Annotated in this window: 16 protein-coding genes; 11 read left to right on the top strand and 5 right to left on the bottom strand. The window is 61.7% G+C overall.

Annotated elements, in window-relative coordinates; translation table 11 throughout:
- Positions 1-228: 228 nt before the first annotated feature.
- Positions 229-1,770: a peptide MFS transporter gene (locus GNZ12_RS23395; RefSeq protein ID WP_172314102.1), complete on the bottom strand. Its 1,542-nt coding sequence runs from the start codon at positions 1,768-1,770 to the stop codon at positions 229-231.
- Positions 1,771-2,814: 1,044 nt separating this feature from the next.
- Here GNZ12_RS23395 and GNZ12_RS23390 point away from each other — a divergent pair.
- The 8 genes from GNZ12_RS23390 (at position 2,815) to GNZ12_RS23355 (ending at position 12,031) form a co-directional block, all read left to right on the top strand.
- Positions 2,815-3,387: a cupin domain-containing protein gene (locus GNZ12_RS23390; RefSeq protein ID WP_172314100.1), complete on the top strand. Its 573-nt coding sequence runs from the start codon at positions 2,815-2,817 to the stop codon at positions 3,385-3,387.
- Positions 3,388-3,568: 181 nt separating this feature from the next.
- Positions 3,569-5,185: a peptide ABC transporter substrate-binding protein gene (locus tag GNZ12_RS23385; RefSeq protein ID WP_172314098.1), complete on the top strand. Its 1,617-nt coding sequence runs from the start codon at positions 3,569-3,571 to the stop codon at positions 5,183-5,185.
- 16 nt (positions 5,186-5,201) lie between these two features.
- Positions 5,202-6,140 (top strand): ABC transporter permease subunit, encoded by a 939-nt coding sequence (locus GNZ12_RS23380; RefSeq protein WP_172314096.1) that lies wholly within the window; start codon positions 5,202-5,204, stop codon positions 6,138-6,140.
- A gap of 3 nt (positions 6,141-6,143) precedes the next feature.
- Positions 6,144-7,058, top strand: a complete 915-nt coding sequence (locus tag GNZ12_RS23375; protein WP_216673330.1) for an ABC transporter permease — start codon at positions 6,144-6,146, stop codon at positions 7,056-7,058.
- 1 nt (position 7,059) lies between these two features.
- Complete coding sequence (locus GNZ12_RS23370) at positions 7,060-8,055, top strand: ABC transporter ATP-binding protein (protein WP_172314094.1); 996 nt, start codon at positions 7,060-7,062, stop codon at positions 8,053-8,055.
- Positions 8,052-9,113 carry an ABC transporter ATP-binding protein gene (locus tag GNZ12_RS23365; protein ID WP_172314092.1) on the top strand — a complete coding sequence of 354 codons (1,062 nt, stop codon included), beginning with the start codon at positions 8,052-8,054 and terminating at the stop codon, positions 9,111-9,113. Before GNZ12_RS23370 ends, GNZ12_RS23365 begins: the two co-directional genes overlap by 4 nt.
- 175 nt (positions 9,114-9,288) lie before the next feature.
- Positions 9,289-10,878 (top strand): OprD family outer membrane porin, encoded by a 1,590-nt coding sequence (locus GNZ12_RS23360; protein ID WP_172314090.1) that lies wholly within the window; start codon positions 9,289-9,291, stop codon positions 10,876-10,878.
- Positions 10,879-11,134: 256 nt separating this feature from the next.
- Entirely contained in the window at positions 11,135-12,031 is an 897-nt protein-coding gene (locus GNZ12_RS23355) for a fructose bisphosphate aldolase (protein WP_172314088.1), read from the top strand.
- Between the two features lie 176 nt (positions 12,032-12,207).
- Here GNZ12_RS23355 and GNZ12_RS23350 read toward each other — a convergent pair whose 3' ends face one another.
- Complete coding sequence (locus GNZ12_RS23350; protein ID WP_172314086.1) at positions 12,208-12,696, bottom strand: SRPBCC family protein; 489 nt, start codon at positions 12,694-12,696, stop codon at positions 12,208-12,210.
- Between the two features lie 219 nt (positions 12,697-12,915).
- Complete coding sequence (cynR, locus tag GNZ12_RS23345; RefSeq protein WP_172314084.1) at positions 12,916-13,830, bottom strand: transcriptional regulator CynR; 915 nt, start codon at positions 13,828-13,830, stop codon at positions 12,916-12,918.
- A gap of 134 nt (positions 13,831-13,964) precedes the next feature.
- On the opposite strand from cynR, the gene GNZ12_RS23340 reads away from it, so the two are divergent.
- The 3 genes from GNZ12_RS23340 to GNZ12_RS23330 all read left to right on the top strand — a co-directional run bounded on the left by GNZ12_RS23340 (position 13,965) and on the right by GNZ12_RS23330 (position 15,524).
- Complete coding sequence (locus tag GNZ12_RS23340; protein ID WP_172314082.1) at positions 13,965-14,624, top strand: carbonic anhydrase; 660 nt, start codon at positions 13,965-13,967, stop codon at positions 14,622-14,624.
- 42 nt (positions 14,625-14,666) lie between these two features.
- Positions 14,667-15,137 (top strand): cyanase, encoded by a 471-nt coding sequence (gene cynS / locus GNZ12_RS23335; protein ID WP_172314080.1) that lies wholly within the window; start codon positions 14,667-14,669, stop codon positions 15,135-15,137.
- Between the two features lie 126 nt (positions 15,138-15,263).
- Positions 15,264-15,524 carry a DUF4148 domain-containing protein gene (locus tag GNZ12_RS23330; RefSeq protein WP_172314078.1) on the top strand — a complete coding sequence of 87 codons (261 nt, stop codon included), beginning with the start codon at positions 15,264-15,266 and terminating at the stop codon, positions 15,522-15,524.
- A gap of 63 nt (positions 15,525-15,587) precedes the next feature.
- Here the strand turns inward: GNZ12_RS23330 and GNZ12_RS23325 are convergent, their stop codons facing one another.
- Complete coding sequence (locus GNZ12_RS23325; protein ID WP_172314076.1) at positions 15,588-16,697, bottom strand: agmatine deiminase family protein; 1,110 nt, start codon at positions 16,695-16,697, stop codon at positions 15,588-15,590.
- A gap of 48 nt (positions 16,698-16,745) precedes the next feature.
- Entirely contained in the window at positions 16,746-17,858 is a 1,113-nt protein-coding gene (locus tag GNZ12_RS23320; protein ID WP_172314074.1) for a polyamine ABC transporter substrate-binding protein, read from the bottom strand.
- Between the last annotated feature and the right edge of the window lie 9 nt (positions 17,859-17,867).

Raw genomic sequence — 17,867 nt, 5'->3', positions numbered from 1 at the left:
TTTCTTTCCGGAAAATGCCGGAGTAAAGGCGCGGAGCAGGGACGATTACGCGCAAGCGAGCAAGCATAGCGCAGCGCATGAAACGCAAAATGGCGCGCCCCTGTCATACGGGGCGCGCCATTTTTTTCGCTGCTGAGCGCGGCGGACGCTGGGTGTCGAACGGCCGGCGCTTACTTTCTTGCGACTGGCGCCCGGCACCTTGGCGCCGTGTTTCGACGCCGTGACACGTTACTCCGCCACCGCGCCGCTCAATGCAGCCGCTTGCCGCGCATTCTCGCGCGCTTCGTCGCCGCAACGCTGATGCTCACGCGACAGCTTGCGCATCAGCGGCAACAGCAGCACGGCAACCAGCGCGCCCACTGCCGCGAGCCAGCCCAGACCGGTAAACAGCTTGGTGTAGAGCGGCAACGATTCGAGCGGATCCATATTGCCCGCCGGCATCTGCGCGAAATTCGCCACCACGCTGCCCAGATATTGCGACACGCCGGTTGCGACGAAGTAAGCGCCCATCATGAAGCCGCTCATCCGCGCCGGCACGTAGCGCGCAATCATCGCGAGACCCAGCCCGCTCACCAGCAATTCGCCGAGCGAATACAAGCCGTAGCCGCCCACCATGAACCACGACGACACGCGCCCGTTCACCGCGTAGTTGCCGCTCGCCGCGTACACGAAGAAGCCGGCCGCCACCACCGCGAAGCCGAACGCGTACTTGACCGCCACCGGCACGTCCTTGCCGCTCTTCGCGAGCTTCGTGTAGAGCAGCGCGAGCACCGGGCTCAGCAGCATGATCCAGATCGGATTGAGCGCCTGGAACTGCGCGGCGCTCCACGTGAACAGCGTCTCGCCGAACAGCATGAAACGCGGATCGACATTGCGCAGCGCGAACAGCGTGAGCGACGTCGACATCTGCACGTAGAACACGAAGAACAGGATTACCTGCGCGGTCAGGACCAGCGCGGCAATCAGACCCGAGCGCTCCGAGCGTTCACACTTCATCAGCATGTAGCCGAAGATCGCCAGAATCGCGACGCCCGCCGTGTACACGCAGGCCACGGCAATCGCCTTGTGTTGCAGCACGAACATCGTTGCCGTGCCGAGCACGATACCGCCCAGCGCGACCGCGCCGACGCGTTTCCAGCGGATCGGTTCGGCGTCCGGCGCGGAGCCGATATGCGCGAGCGTGCGGAACATGATGAAGTAATTCAGCACCGACAGCAGCATGCCCGCGCAGCAAACCGCGAATGCCGTGTGCCAGCCCCAATGGTCCTTGATCCACGGTGTCGCGAGCATCGACGCTGTCGAACCGATATTGACCGCCATGTAATAGATCGTGAATGCGCTGTCGATGCGCGCATCGTCGCCTTCATAGATGCGGCGCACGAGATTCGCGGCATTCGCCTTGAAAAGCCCGTTGCCCACCACGATCACGCCGAGCGACGCGTACATGTAGCTCAATTGCTCATTGGGCAGCGCCAGCATGAAATAGCCGGCCGCCAGCACGCCGGCGCCGAAGATCATCGTGCGGCGCGCGCCGAGAATCTTGTCGCCGATCCAGCCGCCGATCGAGGGCGACGCGTACACCAGTGCCGTGAACGCCCCCCACGTGAGGGTGGCGTGGCTGTCGGTGAAGTTCAGCTTGTCGATCATGAACAGGACGAGCAGCGCGGCCATCCCGTAGTAACCAAAGCGCTCCCACATCTCGATCAGAAAGACCGTCGAGAACGAACGGGTCTGCGAGACCGGTGCGCCGGGGGGATTGGACGAATTCATCATGTACCTCGTGTTCTTACGGTTGCGGCGGCGCGTGGGCTGGCCACACGGCGCGAAAAACTGGATCTGGAAAAACGCTCAGCGGACAATGCGCGGCGCGGCGCACACATTGGCCTATGCCTGCGCATAGTCAATGGCGCGTTCATCTACACGTTCATCTGGAAACTGAGCTGCGCGCTCATCTGCAAACTGGGTTGCAAACTGAGGCGCCAATACCAGCAGAAAAACCAGGGGATGGGATAGAGGCCCGCCACGCGGTACGCCCCGCAGGAAGTCCTCCGCCCCGAAGGAAGTTCGCTCGGGGGATTGGAGGACGCTGCGCTACATTGGGCTCGGGTTCCGGCAGGCGGAACAGGCTCAATGATAAAGCATCTCGGAAAACGGGGGTCCAGCGGCCGGCGGTCCGGAGGCCAGATAGCCGGCGTCCGGCTACGCAGCGAGCGGCAGTGGGCGGCCGCGCCAGACGGCGGGCGCGAAGCCCGCAGCGGGAAAAATCAGCAGTGATAGTCATGTCCTCTTGCCGGTCAGCGTTCGGATGGAACGTGCCGGACAATGCTCCGCCGCGCAGGATCGCTGCGCGCGGAATGAAAAACAGCGGCCAGCGTCGCGTTTGATACGAACACGTGCGCCCAACCGCCAAGCGGGGCTGATTCTGCAAATATAAGCACGATTCGTCACTCAGGGAATTCACTGATGCCACGCCAATTACCTGCCCTTACACGCCAGATCGCTTCGTTGCGAGGTGGCATTTGACTGAAAATAGTCTTTGATGTCATGCCTTTAGCGCTTCCTGATCCTCAATCTGCCTCAATACCGGCACCCGTATGCACACTGCAGTCTTTACCGCATCTGCCTTCAGTTTCTCGCCGATTACCGGTCAAAACGGCGGGAGCGAATTTCGGTTCTGGCAACATAGAGCGTTGTCTCGAAAATGTGGTCCCTTGCACGACCGGGCGCTGAACGGCCCGCCACCCCGGCCTGGACCGCAATCAAACCATATTTACTTATATCAAACAAATTTTGACGGGCTAATTTCCTCCTGCTATGGTCACGACAATTCAAAAGAACAACCCGGCACTCGAACTTGGGAGCAAGATCCGCGCGCTGCGGCAACGGCTTAAGCGCACCCTGGATGACACGGCAACAGCGGCGGGGATTTCCAAACCGTTTTTGTCGCAAGTCGAACGCGGTCTGGCGTCACCGTCCATCACTTCGCTGGCCGGGATTGCTCACGCACTCGGGGTGACGGTGCAGTATTTCGTCGACACACCAAGCGAAGAGCGCTCGATGTGCCGCGGCGATCAGTTGAAGTTTTTCGGTTTTGCGGACTCGGCCAATCTGTTTGCGCGATTGACCAACTTGACAGGCGGCCGTCAGCTCGAAGCGATTCTCGTGAAGATGCCGCCCGGGCAGAAACGCTCGGAAGTCACCACGCATGCCGGTGAAGAGTTTATGTATGTGATCAGCGGCGAAGTGACTTTGACGCTGGAAGGCAAGACATTCGTGCTGCACGCGGGAGACAGCGCGCATTACGAATCGACGGTGCCTCATAGCTGGGCGAATACCGCGCGTATCGAGACGGTGGTCGTCTGGGTGGGTACACCGAGACTGTTTTAAAAAGCAGGCACCTTTTCCGGTTGATCCGGCCAGGGTTTGCCTGCATTACAAAATGTAAGGAATCCTGCATGTCGCGCAACCAACACGGGCAACAAGGGCCGCCCCGGCCCGAGCACCGCGGATAACCGGGCGCCCTGGCGCCAGCGCGCTCTTCTTTCGACCTTTCCGGCGATCTCAACCGATGAAAACCCCGTTCGTCTACGCGACGGCGCTGACCGCGCTCGTCCTTACGTTTCAGCCCTCCGCCTTCGCCGTCATGGTACCCGCGGGTGTCACGCTCGCTGCCAGCCAGGAGATGACCCGCCAGGTGCCGGCCGAAACCGAATCGCTCGACCCCGCGCATATTGAATCGTGGACCGGCGACACGATCGCGCTTGACATGTTCGAAGGCCTGACGCGTATCGACGCGGCCGGCGCGATCGTGCCGGGCGTCGCGCAATCGTGGACGCGCACCGGGCCGGATACGTGGGTTTTCAAGCTGCGCCACGACGCGCGCTGGAGCAATGGCCAGCCGGTCACGGCCGCTGATTTCATCTACGCATGGCAACGCGTGCTCGATCCGAAGACGGGGTCGAAATACACGGTGCTGGTCGAATTCGTCAAGAACGCCAAGGCGATTCTCGCCGGCAAGGCGCCACTGACGAGCCTCGCCGCACGCGCCATCGATCCGTATACGCTCGAAGTCACCACCGAAGTGCCCGCCGCCTTCTTCCCGCAACTGACCGCCATGCCGGCCATGGCCCCGGTCAATCGCGCGACCATTGCCAAATTCGGCAACGACTGGACCCGGCCGGGCAACTTCGTCGGTAACGGCCCGTATGTGCTGACCGACTGGCAGCCGAGCAACCGGCTGGTGGCGAGCAAAAGCAGCACGTACTGGAATGCCAGCAAGGTCGTGATCACGAAAGTGACCTATCTGCCGATCGAAAACGACGAAACGGCGATGCGCATGTATCAGGCCGGCCAGTTCGACTACACGTACTCGATTCCGTCGGGCATCTACCCGCAGGTGAGCAAACAGTTTGGCTCCGAACTGAAAACCGGCCTGCAGATCGCCACTTACTACTACAGCCTGAACAACGACGACCCGGCCTTCAAGGACAAGCGCGTGCGTCAGGCGCTGGCGATGGTGTTGGACCGCGACCTGCTGACCAAACGTCTGACGGCCGACGGCGAGGTGCCGATGTACGGCCTGATCGCCAAGGGCACGGAAGGCGCGAACGTCTTCACGCCTGACTGGGCGAGCTGGCCGATGGCCAAGCGCGTCGATTACGCGCGCAACCTGCTGAAGGACGCGGGCTATTCGGACGCGAAGCCGCTGACGTTCACGCTCACCTACAACACCAACGACCTGCACAAGAAGGTCGCGCTGTTTGCCACGTCGGAATGGCGCACCAAGCTCGGCGTGACCGCCAAGCTCGAAAACGTCGAACAAAAGGTCCTGTTCAAGCAACGCCACGACGGCAAGGTGCAGGCCTCGCGCGACGGCTGGTTTGTCGACTACAACGACGCCAACTCGTTTTTCGATCTGATCCGCTGCAACAGCGTGCAGAACGATCAGCGCTACTGCAACCCGCAAGTCGACAAGCTGATCGATGAAGGCAACCAGCAGCTCGACGACGCGAAGCGCACCGCCCTGCTCACGCAGGCGCACGATCTGGCCATGAACGACTACCCGCTGGTATCGCTCTTCCAGTACTCGGCCGACCGGCTGGTCAAATCGTATGTGGGCGGCTACACGTCTACCAACTACGTCGACCAGCGTGCCACGCAAGACATGTATCTGATCAAGCACTAAGCGCGGGAGCACTGTCATGCTGGCCTATACGCTGCGCCGCACGCTCTGGGCGATCCCGACGATTCTCGCCGTGATCACCGCGTGCTATCTGCTGCTGCACCTTACCCCCGGCGGGCCGTTCGACACGGAGAAACACCTGTCGGCGGCCGTGCTCGCGAACCTCAACGCCAAGTATCACCTCGACGAGCCGCTGTGGCTGCAGTACTTCCACTACCTCGGCTCGCTGCTGCACGGCGACCTCGGGCCGTCGTTCCGCTACGCCGACTGGTCGGTCAACGATCTGGTGTGGAAGGCGTTGCCGGTGAGTCTCGGCGTAGGCGGCGTATCGGTGCCGATCGCGGTCGTGATCGGCGTCACGCTCGGCACGCTGGCCGCCGTGCGGCGCGACCGTTTCATCGATCACCTCGTGATGGTGCTCGGCAATATCGGCAACGTGGTGCCGCCGTTCGTGCTGGGTCCGGTGCTAGTGTGGATCTTCGCGATCCTGCTGAAGACCTCCGAAGGCCACGGCTGGCTGCCGGCCGGCGGTTGGGGCGAAGGCGAGTGGCGCTACCGTGTGCTGCCGATCGTGCTGCTCACCATCATCAACGTCGCCGCGATCGCGCGCGTGATGCGCGGCAGCATGATCGAAGTGCTGTCGGGCAATTTCATCCGCACCGCGCGCGCCAAGGGTCTGCCGGGCCGCACGATCGTGTTGCGCCATGCGATGAAGCCCGCGCTAATGCCGGTGGTGTCGCTGCTCGGCTCGATCTGCATCTCGTCGATCACGGCGGCAGTGGTCACCGAATCGGTGTTCGCCCTGCCCGGCCTCGGCCAACTGGTCGTCAACGGCGCGATCAACCGCGACTACACCCTCGTGCTCGGTCTCGTCGTGCTGACCACCGCGGTCGCTGTCCTGTTCAATCTGCTGGTCGATCTGGCGTATGCCTGGCTCGATCCGCGCATCCGGTACTGATTCATGCCCCGCTCAATTCAATCGACTGCCGCAGCGCTCGATCCGCTCGCGGCTATTGCAAGAGCGCCGCGTTCGCGCGGGCCGCTCGCCACGGCCGCGCTGCGCTTCGTACGCAATCGCGCGGCGTTTTCCGGCTTCGTCATCTTGCTGCTGATCGTGATTGCCTGCGTGGCCGGTCCGTGGTTCCTGCCGAACAATCCGATCGATAGCGACTGGAGCGCCATTAGCCTCGCGCCGACGCTCTCGAACATGCACTGGTTCGGCACCGACGAACTCGGCCGCGATCTGCTTGCGCGCACGCTGCAAGGCGGACGCGTATCACTGGAAGTGGGTCTGCTCGGCACGCTGGTGTCGGGGCTGATCGGCGTGGCGTACGGCGCGACCGCCGGCTATCTGGGTGGCCGCGTCGATGCGGTGATGATGCGCATCGTCGACATGATGTACGCGATCCCCTACATGCTGATCGCCATCCTGATGATGACGATGTTCGGCCGGGCGTTCTACCTGGTCGTGCTGACGATCAGCGCATTCTCGTGGCTCGACATGGCGCGCGTGGTGCGCGGCCAGACACTGTCGCTGCGCTCGCGTGAATTCATCGACGCCGCCCGCGCCATCGGCGTGAGTTCGCGTTCGATCATCGCGCGCCACATCGTGCCGAATCTGCTCGGCGTGGTGGTGGTGTATGCCAGCGTGACGGTGCCCAACATCGTGCTGACGGAATCGGTGTTGTCGTTCCTCGGCCTCGGCGTACAGGAACCGATGACGAGCTGGGGCGTGCTGATTCAGGACGGCGCGCAGAAGCTCGAATCGATGCCGTGGCTGCTGCTGTGCCCGGCGGTGATGCTGTGCGTCACCCTGTATTGCGTGAATTTCGTCGGCGACGGTCTACGCGACGCATTCGATCCGAAGGACCGCTGACATGCCCCTACTCGAAGTCAAAGACCTGAGCGTGCGTTTCACACGCCGCGAAGGCACCCCCGTAGACGCCGTGCAACGCGTATCGTTTTCGCTCGAAGCGGGCCGCACGCTCGGCATTGTCGGCGAATCGGGCTCCGGCAAAAGCCAGACCGTGATGGCGCTGCTCGGCCTGCTGGCCGGCAACGGCAAGGTTTCAGGCGCTGCGACTTATCGCGGCGAGAACCTGCTGACGATGAACGAAGCCGCGTTGAACAGGATTCGCGGCGACCGCATTGGCATGATCTTCCAGGACCCGATGACCTCGCTCAACCCGTTCCTGACGATCGAACGGCAGATGACTGAGACGCTGCAACTGCATCGCAAGATATCGCGCCGCGAAGCGCGCCGCCGCGCCATCGAAACACTGGAAACGGTGCGCATTCCCGACGCCGCGCGGCGCATCAACATGTATCCGCATGAGTTCTCCGGCGGCATGCGGCAACGCGTGATGATCGCGATGGCCTTGCTCTCCGAGCCGGAAATCCTGATCGCCGACGAGCCGACCACCGCGCTCGACGTGACCGTGCAGGCGCAAATCATTGAGTTGCTGCGCGAACTGAACCAGGAACGCGGCACCGCAATCATTCTGATCACGCACGACATGGGCGTGGTGGCCGGGTTGTGCGACGACGTGATGGTGATGTACGCCGGCCAGACCGTCGAGCAGGCGAACGCCGCCACGTTGTTCGCCGCGCCGACGCATCCGTACACGATCGGCCTGCTGAACGCGTTGCCGCGCCTGACCGATGACGATGACCGTCCGCTGCAAACCATCCCCGGCAATCCGCCCTTGCCCGGCGAAGTCGGCGAGGGTTGCGCATTCGCGCCGCGCTGCGCGTATTGCAGCGATCGATGCCGCGAGTCGCGGCCTGTACTCACAGCGTCGCCAACGGCTGCCGACGCGTTGCGCGCATGCCATCGACCGGTGCAGGAAATCATGGAGGTACAACACGTATGAACGCCACTTCCATTGCAAGCCAGGGTCAAGGCCAAAGTCCGGCAACGCTGTTGTCGGTCGACAATCTCAAGGTTCAATTCGGCGTGCCGCGCGGCGGCTTTCCGTGGTCCGGCAAAGCGACGCTGCGCGCGGTGGACGGCGTGTCGTTCAGCGTGCGGCGTGGCGAAACCGTGGGACTTGTCGGCGAATCGGGTTGCGGCAAGTCCACCCTGGCGCGCGCAATCATTGGCCTTGCGCCGGTGGCGAGCGGCAGCGTGCGCTGGCTCGACAACGAAACCGTGCTGACGGGCGCGCGCCGCGACACCTCGCGCTTGCGCCGCGACGTGCAGATGATTTTCCAGGACCCGCTCGCCTCGCTCGATCCGCGCATGACGATCGAACAGATCGTCGCCGAACCCTTGCTCACGCATGGCCAGGATGTCGCACGCACCGACGTGCAGCGTCGCGTTCTGACGATGCTCGAACGCGTCGGCCTCAATGCGCAGCATCTGCGCCGCTATCCGCATGAGTTTTCCGGCGGCCAATGTCAGCGCGTCGGCATTGCGCGTGCGTTGATCGGCGAGCCGCAACTGGTGATCTGCGATGAGCCGGTGTCTGCGCTCGACGTCTCGATCCAGGCGCAAATCGTCAACCTGTTGCGCGATCTGCAGCGCGAGTTGTCGCTGTCGCTGTTGTTCGTCGCGCACGACCTTGCGGTCGTCAAGGCAATCAGCCACCGCGTGCTGGTGATGTATCTGGGACGTGTAATGGAGTTCGGCGACAAGCGCGACGTATATGGCACGCCGCGTCATCCGTACACGCGCGCGTTGCTGTCGGCGGTACCGGTACCCGATCCGGTGGTTGAACGTGCACGCCGTCATCTGCTGTTGCGCGGCGAGATTGCGTCACCGCTCAGCCCACCCTCCGGCTGCGCGTTTCGCACGCGCTGCCCGGATGCGATCGAGGCCTGCGCCAGCGAGATTCCGCAGGCTGTCACGCATGGCGCGAGCGCCACACGCGTGGCGTGCATTCGCGTGAGCGACGCCCCGAAGGCAGTCCCCTTGGGGGTCGCCTCGTAGGACGTCCCCTTGGGGCACCGCTAAAAAACAGTCTGGCAATTTAAAACCGTATTCCCCGGCGCGGCGGGCCGTCGCGCCGATGGATTCGTTCGTCCTGCCATCAGCGGGACGAACGATAAGCGTGGACTGGCTAACCGCCAGCCAAAGATTCACCAAAATAACAGAGAAGTACACCTTGAAAGATAGCCGAACAAAAAACCGGTCAAAAAAAAATAGTGCCGCCACCTTCTTTTACTGCGCATTCACCCTGCCCGCGCTGACCATCGGCGCAAGTGCCTACGCCGATGACGCCGTATTGGAGCCCACCTCCGATACGACGAAAACTCAAACACTCGCGCAAACGTTTCCCTCTCCTACGCAACGGTCGCAAGCTTCATCGGCCTCGCAAACTTCGCAAGCCAACACGCCCGGCAAGCGCAGAGCCGAACAGGGCGGCCAGGTGCGCAACGATCAGCCCGACACCACCAATGCCGTCGTCAACTCGGAAGCCGACCAGACGGTCACGCCGCCCGCACCGCAGTCGAGCCAGGCGGCAAGCAAGGGCTTTATCGCCGATAGCCATCTCAACCTGCAGTTCCGCAACTATTCCGACTACTTCCAGGCGCCCCCCTCGATCTATCGTCACGCGTGGATTCAGGGCGCGCAAGCCAACTACGAATCAGGCTTCACGCAAGGCCTGATTGGCTTCGGCGTGGATGCGTCCCTGTTTGCCGCACTCAAGCTCGACGGCGGCAAAGGTGCCGGCAACATGGTGCACGTGGGCAAGGACGGCGGCGGTTCGCAACAACTCGCCTGGGCTTACCCGGGTATGTATGACATCAAGGGCCGTATTTCGGAAACGGTCGTGAAGTACGGTCTGCAAACCGTCACCAACCCGTTCCTCGAACCGCACGACAACCGCGCACTGCCGCCGACGTTCCTCGGCGTCTCGACGGTCAGCAACGATCTGGTGCATACGACGCTAGAAGCCGGCAGTTTCACCAAAGTCGACGCACGCGGCCACACGAACCTGACCAACCTGACCACCTCGTATGGCGGCACCCGCATCGACCGCCTGACCTACGTAGGCGGCACGTGGCACTACGCGAAGAACGGCGAAATGGCGCTGTACGTGGACCAGGCGGACGACGTCTGGCGTCAGTACTACGGCTCGGTGGCGCAGTCGTTCGGCGACCCGACCACCATCAAGTGGAGCGGCCTCGCGAATATCTATTCGACGCACGATACCGGCGCATCACGCCAGGGACATATCAACAGCAACGCGTACAGCCTGTCGGTCTCCGCGCAGCACGGCCCGCATGCGCTGCTGCTCGGTTACCAGCAGGTGCTCGGCGACCAGTTCTTCGACTACGTCAACGAGACCAACGGTATCTACCTGACCAACTCGATGGACGTCGACTACAACGCGCCGCATGAGCAGTCGCTGCAACTGCGCTACACATTCGACGGTAAGTACGCCGGCGTGCCGGGGCTCAAGGCGATGTTCTGGGGCGAGTACGGCTGGGGCGCGGACGCGTCGGCAGGTGCCGCGGACAATGCTTCGGCGTCGGCACCGCTGCACAACCTGTACTGGAAGAACGGCGAACCGGTGCATGGCCACCATCACGAGTTCGGCTTCATTCCGAGCTATACGCTCCAAAGCGGCCGCTTCAAGGACACGAAGGTCACGTTCATCGCGATGTGGCACAACGCCTCGCGCTATTACTCCGACGGCAACAACATGGAGTACCGGCTGGTGGTGAACGTGCCGGTGAAGGTGTTCTAAACTGGTCCGGGTTCGACGGGGGCAACCTGTGGACCCAGGCCAGCCTTGATCCTCCAGCGGCGTTCCGATCGATGTCACGAGCGCCGCCCAGCGAGGGAACGTATCAAGAACGGTCGTTCGGTGGCAACGCCGGCGACCGTCTCTTCACGGAGTCTGATATTCGCGTGAATGCCAGTACACTAAACGTACTGAACGCAATGGGTCCGGATCAGACGTGCCTGGTCCGATATTCGGTTCTTGAAAGAGGGAGACGATCGTGGCAGATGAGAAGATGCTTGCGCAAGTTCGTGAAAAACAGGGATTTTTCGCGGCCCTGGACCAGAGCGGCGGATCGACCCCCGGCGCCTTGAAGCTTTACGGCATTCCGGAGAGTGCCTACAGCGGTGACGCCGAGATGTTCAAACTGATCCACGAGATGCGGGTGCGCATCATCACCGCGCCTGCCTTTACAGGGGACAAGGTCATCGGGGCCATTCTGTTCGAAGCAACCATGGACGGACAGGCACAGGGGAAACCCGTTCCGACGTTCCTGTGGGAGGAGCGCGGCGTCGTACCCTTCCTGAAGGTCGATAAGGGCCTGGAAGCCGAAGCCGACGGTGTGCAACTGATGAAGCCGATACCCGGGTTGGACGAGCTGCTCGATCGGGCCACGAAGCGCGGTATCTGCGGCACCAAGATGCGGTCGGTCATCAACCTGAATTCGGAAAACGGTATCGCTGCGATTGTGAAGCAACAGTTCGCACTGGCAGCGCAGATCGACGCGCACGGCCTGATGCCGATACTGGAACCCGAGATTTCGATCAAGAGTCCGGACAAGCCAGGGGCGGAAGCCACCCTCCTCGCGGAACTGACCAAAGGTCTCGACGCCTTGCCGGATAGCCGTCGCGTGATGCTCAAGCTGACCATACCTGACGTAGCGGACTTCTATCGTCCACTGATCGAGCACCCGCGCGTCGCGCGGGTAGTCGCGCTTTCAGGAGGCTACACGCGAGCCGACGCCTGCGAACGGCTCGCTGGAAATCACGGCATGATTGCCAGCTTCTCAAGGGCATTGATCAACGAACTCAAGGAATCAATGACTGACAGTGAATTCGACGCGACGCTGGCGAAGAGCATCGACGAGATCTATCGGGCCTCTGTCGTCAAGGTTTGAAGCGACTTTCGGGAAGGCGGACCCTGGCGGATAAAGATCCGCCAGGGTCGCCGAATATGAACACCCTGCTTTGCCCGGCCCCATTGCCGGGCAAAGCTCGCGGCCTGATGGTCCGCGAATGCCTCCCCACACTTCGCAAAACTTTGCGAAGCGTTCAATCCATTGCCGCGGTGGCTTTATCCATGCTCGATGTCAAGCAGCCGCGCGTCCAGCCGCCGCGCTAGCGCCGCGCCGCCTTCGCGCATCACTGCATCGTGGTTCCATTGGAAAGCCGGTCGCAACAACGGTGCCAGTGCATTCATCCACGCGCGGTTCGTATGCACATACCAGTCATAGCGGACCACGGTAAGGTTGCGTCCGTCGGTCGAAAAGCTCCACTGGCCGGTGCCTTCGACGTCGCCACTGGCTTCTCCCTCCAGCGCGACCAACGGGTCGACGCGCGTCACCCGCATATCGAACACGAGGCGATAGGGTAACCAGCCTTTCCACGTATAGCGTTGCACAGCGCCCACGCCATGATCTGACCCCGCCTCTAGCTGGTCCACGCGCTCGACGTTATTCCACCACTCGGGCCAGCGCGCCGAATCGTGGATTGCCGCCCAAACGTCCTGCACGGGCGCTTCGATGCGCCAAATGGTGGAAAAGCGGTATTCGACCGTCCGCAAGCTGCCTCCATTCTTAGTATTCTTCTAGAGATTTTGTCAGATGCTCACTGCACTTGCCATGACCGGCGAAACAGAAATGCGTCTCCCCCCTCGATATCTCGTCAGTCATCTGCAACCAAACGTAGGACAGCTAGCGGCGCCCGGCAAGTGCACGAGAGCCGACGGCCGAGAGCTTCACCTCAGCTACCAGCATTCGAGGCGGTTCCTACTGTTTGCCTTTTACGAAGCCAGCTTCGCCCGTCGGCCACCCGGCTCAGCCGCGCTTTCCTCAAGGGCAAGCGCGACGAATGCCCGCGCTGCTGCGGTTCGATATGCGCCTTTGCGCAGTAGCAGCGCAGCGGTCCGCTGCGGTAGCGCCGGCTCCAGGTGTACCAGACACAGTTCGCTGTGTGCGCGCGCGATCGCGGCCGGTAGAAGCGTTGCGAGCTCGCTACGCTGTACGATCTCGATAGCCGCGCTGATCGAATTGACCTCCATTGCAATGCGCGGCGCGACGCCATTCTGTTTGCAATATCGATCGATGGTCTGGCGGGTAGCAAACTCTTCGTTGAGCAGCACGAGCGCTTCGTTTTCGAACTCGGGAAGCGTCAATGCAGCGCGCTTCTTCGCATGCGGATGAGACTTGCCGACCACCATCGCCAGGGCTTCGACGAAAAGGACATGGGTCTCGACGTCGGGGGACTGCGTATCGGTGAACGCGATGCCGACATCGAGCGCATCTTCGTTCAACAGCGTCTCCATCCGGTCCTGCGGCATTTCGAGGATGTTCAGCGTGATGTTCGGATAGCGGCGGTTGTACTGCTCCAGCAACGGGCCGATCAGGTAGGCGGTGAACGTCGGGGTCATGGCGAGGCGCAGCGAGCCGCGGTTCAATTCCTGCACGTCGTGAATCGCCCGCGTGCCCGCCTCCAGGTCTTGCAGCGCGCGCTGCGCGTAGCGCACATAAGCCGCGCCGGCGTCGGTCAGCTGGATCGTCCGGCCGGACCGGTCGAGCAACTGCACGCGCAGCGTGTCCTCAAGCTGCCTGATCTGTTGCGACAGCGTCGGCTGCGACACGTGCAGCGCCTCGGCCGCGCGCGTGAAATTGCGATGTTCCGCGACCGCCAGAAAGTAACGGATGTGCCGGAGCAGCATGGAGCCCCTCTCGAACTATTGGCGTTGCCTATAGAGAAGATAATAAACCGATCTTGGACACTATAGTTTGAGCGGCGCATTCTTCGTCCATCGGTTTGCAATAACCCCCGTGACTCACCCCGATGGAGCGAAACATGCAAGAAATCATTGACGGCTTCCTGAAGTTCCAGCGCGACGCGTTCCCGCAGCGCTCCGAGCTTTTCAAGCAGCTGGCCACGAGCCAGCACCCCCGCACCTTGTTCATCTCGTGCTCGGACAGCCGGCTCGTACCGGAACTCGTCACGCAGCGCGAGCCGGGCGACCTGTTCGTGATCCGTAATGCCGGCAACATCGTGCCGTCGTACGGCCCGGAACCGGGCGGCGTGTCCGCCACGATCGAATACGCGGTCGCCGCGCTCGGCGTCACCGATGTGGTGATCTGCGGTCACTCCGATTGCGGTGCGATGACGGCAATCGCTACCTGCAAGTGCATGGACCACATGCCGGCCGTGCGCAATTGGCTGCACTACGCGGATTCCGCGAAAGTCGTCAACGAGGCGCGTGAGCACAGGAGCGAACGAGACCGGGTCAACTCGATGGTCCGCGAAAACGTGGTGGCCCAGCTTGCCAACATCAAGACTCACCCCTCCGTACGGCTCGCGCTCGAACAAGGACATTTGGCCTTGCACGGCTGGGTGTACGACATCGAAACCGGCTCGATCGATACGCTCGACGGCACGACGAACCGCTTCGTTTCTCTCGCGGAACATCCGCATGTTTGTGCAAGCCCGGCTCGACTCAACCTCGCTGCCTGAACCACTGCTTTTCAACTTCATCCCATCTCAAGGAGCAAGATCATGACGCAATCTCAATATAGCCAGGCCCCCCGTGAAATCCTAGCCGACGCGATCATCGACGCGAAGGTCCGCAAGAACCTGACGTTCGAGCAGATCACCGAAGGCACTGGCCTCAGCCTCGCATTCGTCACCGCCGCGCTGCTCGGCCAGCATCCGCTGCCGGCGGACGCCGCCAAGGTCGTGGCCGACAAACTGGACATGGGTGAAGACGCGGTGCGCCTGCTGCAGACGATTCCGGTGCGCGGCAGCATCCCCGGCGGCGTGCCGACCGATCCGACGATCTACCGGTTCTACGAGATGGTGCAGATTTACGGTTCGACGCTAAAGGCGCTGGTTCATGAGAAGTTCGGAGACGGCATTATCAGCGCAATCAATTTCAAGCTCGACATCAAGAAAGTCGACGATCCGGAAGGCGGCTCGCGTGCCGTGATCACACTCGACGGAAAGTATTTGCCGACCAAGCCGTTCTGAGGCGGCACAGGAGTCGTTTTTGCGGGAACGGCTCCTGATATATTTATTCGTAATACATATTATTAAATTGAAGCCATGAAAGCTTCAGGGGCACTCGCCAAACTCTTTTCCTCGATGAAGAAATTCATGAAGGTCCGCATTCTTGCTGCCCTTATCGTTGCAAGCGCTATTGCCGCTCCCGCTTTTGCAGGCACCGACGCTCCTGCGTTGACCCGCGCACAGGTGCGCGCAGAACTCGTCCAGCTGCAAGAGGCCGGCTACGACCAGTCCCGCGGCGAAGACGCGAACTACCCGGTCGAGATTCACGCGGCCGAAGCGCGCCAGCGCGACCGTCGCCTCATGACCGGTCACTGCCTGACGGCGATTGGCAGCACCCGACCTGTTTGAGTCATTTACTTGTCGCGTGGGAGAATCGCGAGCCCGCATCGTGGAGCGGCCCGCGATGGGTGATCAGCTGGGTTGTTGTTGTGTCGTGCAGTGAATTCCACCGCCGCCTGCGGCGACGCCGTCGATATTCAGTTGAATCACGTCCCGGCCGGGAAACAGATCCACGAGAACATCGCGCGTATTGCGGTCCGCTTTGCTGTCGCCGAATTCCGGGGCGATCACCGCGTGGTTGCACACATAGAAGTTGATGTATCCGGCCGCGAACTGGTCGTTCTCATACTTGCGGCGCACGGTCGCCGGGCCTTGCAGCACCACTACCTTCAATGGACGGCCCTTCGCGTCGGTGGACTTGCGCAAGATCTCCAGATGGCGCTTCGTCACCGTGTGATCGTAGGAAGACGGATCCGGATCGAGCCCGGCGACCACGACACCCGGGCTCGTAAAGCGCGCATAGAAGTCGGTATGGCCGTCGGTAATATCCTTGCCTGCAATGCCCGGCAGCCAGATGATTTTCCGCAGCCCGAGCAGGCGGGACAATTCCGCTTCGCACTGCGCCTTGCTGAGACCCGGATTGCGATTGGAATTCAGTACGCAGCTCTGCGTGATAATGGCCGTGCCTTCGCCGTCCACCTCAATGCCGCCGCCTTCCAGCACCAGACGCGTTTCGAGTAATGTCGCCCCGGCTCGATGCGCGACGAAGGCCGCGACTTCCGCGTCCTGTTCGTGCTGCTGCTTGTTCCCCCAGCCGTTGAAGTTAAAGTCCACGGCGCCGATCTGGCCTGCGGATCCTTTGACAAACACGGGCCCTGTATCGCGCATCCACAAATCATCGACGGGTTGAAGCACGAGCTCGACCGCAGCACCACAGAGGCGAGCGGCGATGTCGTGGTCTTCTTCCCGCACCAGCATTTTCACCGGCTCGTGCGCTGCAATGGCCTTCGCGATGCCAGCCAGATTCTCTCTGACCACGGGCAGCAGTTTGCCGCCCCAGATTTCCTCGCTGGGGCCGAATGCCATCCAGGTCGCGGCGTGGGTGCCGCCTTCGTCCGGCATCTGCCAGTTGTCGCTCTGCGCGAGCGCTATCGTACTGAAGCCGCTGCCCAGCGCGCCCGATAACAGCGCGCCGCCGGAGGCCAGCAATCCCCGTTTTAGGAAATGACGTCTTGTCGTCATGAAAAACACCTCAACCATTTCGGTGAAACTTTATGCATAGCCGGCCATTCAGGGCTTGCTCGCCTTGAGGCCGAGCCAGATTCGGCCCTCCAGACGAGCGGTGGCGGGTGCTTCGACCACCGGCGTAAACAGAGTCCGTTTCTTTTGCTCATTCGGATAGATGTTCGGATTATTGACCAGCGCCGGGTCCATCAGCTTCACTGCGGCCAGATTGGCATTAGCGTATCGCGTGGCATTGGAGATCTTCGCCACGACGTCCGGCCGCAGGATGTAGTTGATGAACGCATGCGCGTTGTCCGGGTGCTTCGCGGTCTTGGGAATGACCATGCCGTCGAACCACATCAGGCTGCCCACGCTCGGGATGTCGTAGACGATGTCACGCTTGCGGTCGAACTCCCGAGCCTTTTGCGAGGCCACGTTGATCGCGCCGGAGTAGCCCACCATGACGCACAGTTCGCCGTCGATCAACTCGTTGGCGTTGGCCGAATCGACGAACAGATGAATATAAGGCCGGACTTTCTGCAGCATGGTCTGCGCGACGGCATAGTCTTGCGCGGTCGGGTTCACCGGATCGCGGCCGACATAGCGCAGCGCCAACGGCAGCACCGTGCTAGCTGAGTCCTGCAAGCCGATACCGCAGTGCGCGGCGATGCGCGACGCGATCGCCGGATTGAACAGCAAGTCCATGCTGTTGACGGGCATGTCTTTCCCGAGGATCGCGCTGACCTTGGCGCGGTCATATCCCACGCCCACGGTGCCCCACATGTACGGAACGCCGTACTGATTGCCGGGATCGGACCGCGCCATCAATTTCAGCAGCGCGGGGTCCAGATACTTGAGGTTCGGCAGCTTGCTCTTGTCGAGCTTGAAAAATGCGCCAGCCTGGATCTGCTTCGCCATGAAATCATTGGTCGGCCACACCAGGTCGTATCCGCTGTCCCCTGTCATCAGCTTGGACTGTAGTGTCTCGTCGCTGTCGTACGCGTCGTAACGGACCTTGATACCGGTTTCCTTCTGGAACTCGGACAACGTGTCAGGGGCGAAATAATCGCTCCAGTTGTACAGATTCAGTACCTTCTCTTCCTCTGCGTGGGATTGCCCTGCAAGCAGGCACAGACAAAGTCCAAGAGCGGCGAACGACGGCAGCCGGTGCTTTTTCATAAAGTATTC

Source organism: Paraburkholderia solitsugae (genome assembly GCF_013177695.1).
GTDB classification, from domain to species: domain Bacteria; phylum Pseudomonadota; class Gammaproteobacteria; order Burkholderiales; family Burkholderiaceae; genus Paraburkholderia; species Paraburkholderia solitsugae.
This window is presented reverse-complemented; position numbering and strand designations above follow the sequence as displayed.

Coding starts and splice junctions, on each gene's coding strand:
- GNZ12_RS23395 (WP_172314102.1), bottom strand. CDS start 1,770: ATGAATTCGTCCAATCCCCCCGGCGCACCGGTCTCGCAGACCCGTTCG.
- GNZ12_RS23390 (WP_172314100.1), top strand. CDS start 2,815: ATGGTCACGACAATTCAAAAGAACAACCCGGCACTCGAACTTGGGAGC.
- GNZ12_RS23385 (WP_172314098.1), top strand. CDS start 3,569: ATGAAAACCCCGTTCGTCTACGCGACGGCGCTGACCGCGCTCGTCCTT.
- GNZ12_RS23380 (WP_172314096.1), top strand. CDS start 5,202: ATGCTGGCCTATACGCTGCGCCGCACGCTCTGGGCGATCCCGACGATT.
- GNZ12_RS23375 (WP_216673330.1), top strand. CDS start 6,144: ATGCCCCGCTCAATTCAATCGACTGCCGCAGCGCTCGATCCGCTCGCG.
- GNZ12_RS23370 (WP_172314094.1), top strand. CDS start 7,060: ATGCCCCTACTCGAAGTCAAAGACCTGAGCGTGCGTTTCACACGCCGC.
- GNZ12_RS23365 (WP_172314092.1), top strand. CDS start 8,052: ATGAACGCCACTTCCATTGCAAGCCAGGGTCAAGGCCAAAGTCCGGCA.
- cynR (WP_172314084.1), bottom strand. CDS start 13,830: ATGCTGCTCCGGCACATCCGTTACTTTCTGGCGGTCGCGGAACATCGC.
- GNZ12_RS23340 (WP_172314082.1), top strand. CDS start 13,965: ATGCAAGAAATCATTGACGGCTTCCTGAAGTTCCAGCGCGACGCGTTC.
- cynS (WP_172314080.1), top strand. CDS start 14,667: ATGACGCAATCTCAATATAGCCAGGCCCCCCGTGAAATCCTAGCCGAC.
- GNZ12_RS23330 (WP_172314078.1), top strand. CDS start 15,264: ATGAAGGTCCGCATTCTTGCTGCCCTTATCGTTGCAAGCGCTATTGCC.
- GNZ12_RS23325 (WP_172314076.1), bottom strand. CDS start 16,697: ATGACGACAAGACGTCATTTCCTAAAACGGGGATTGCTGGCCTCCGGC.
- GNZ12_RS23320 (WP_172314074.1), bottom strand. CDS start 17,858: ATGAAAAAGCACCGGCTGCCGTCGTTCGCCGCTCTTGGACTTTGTCTG.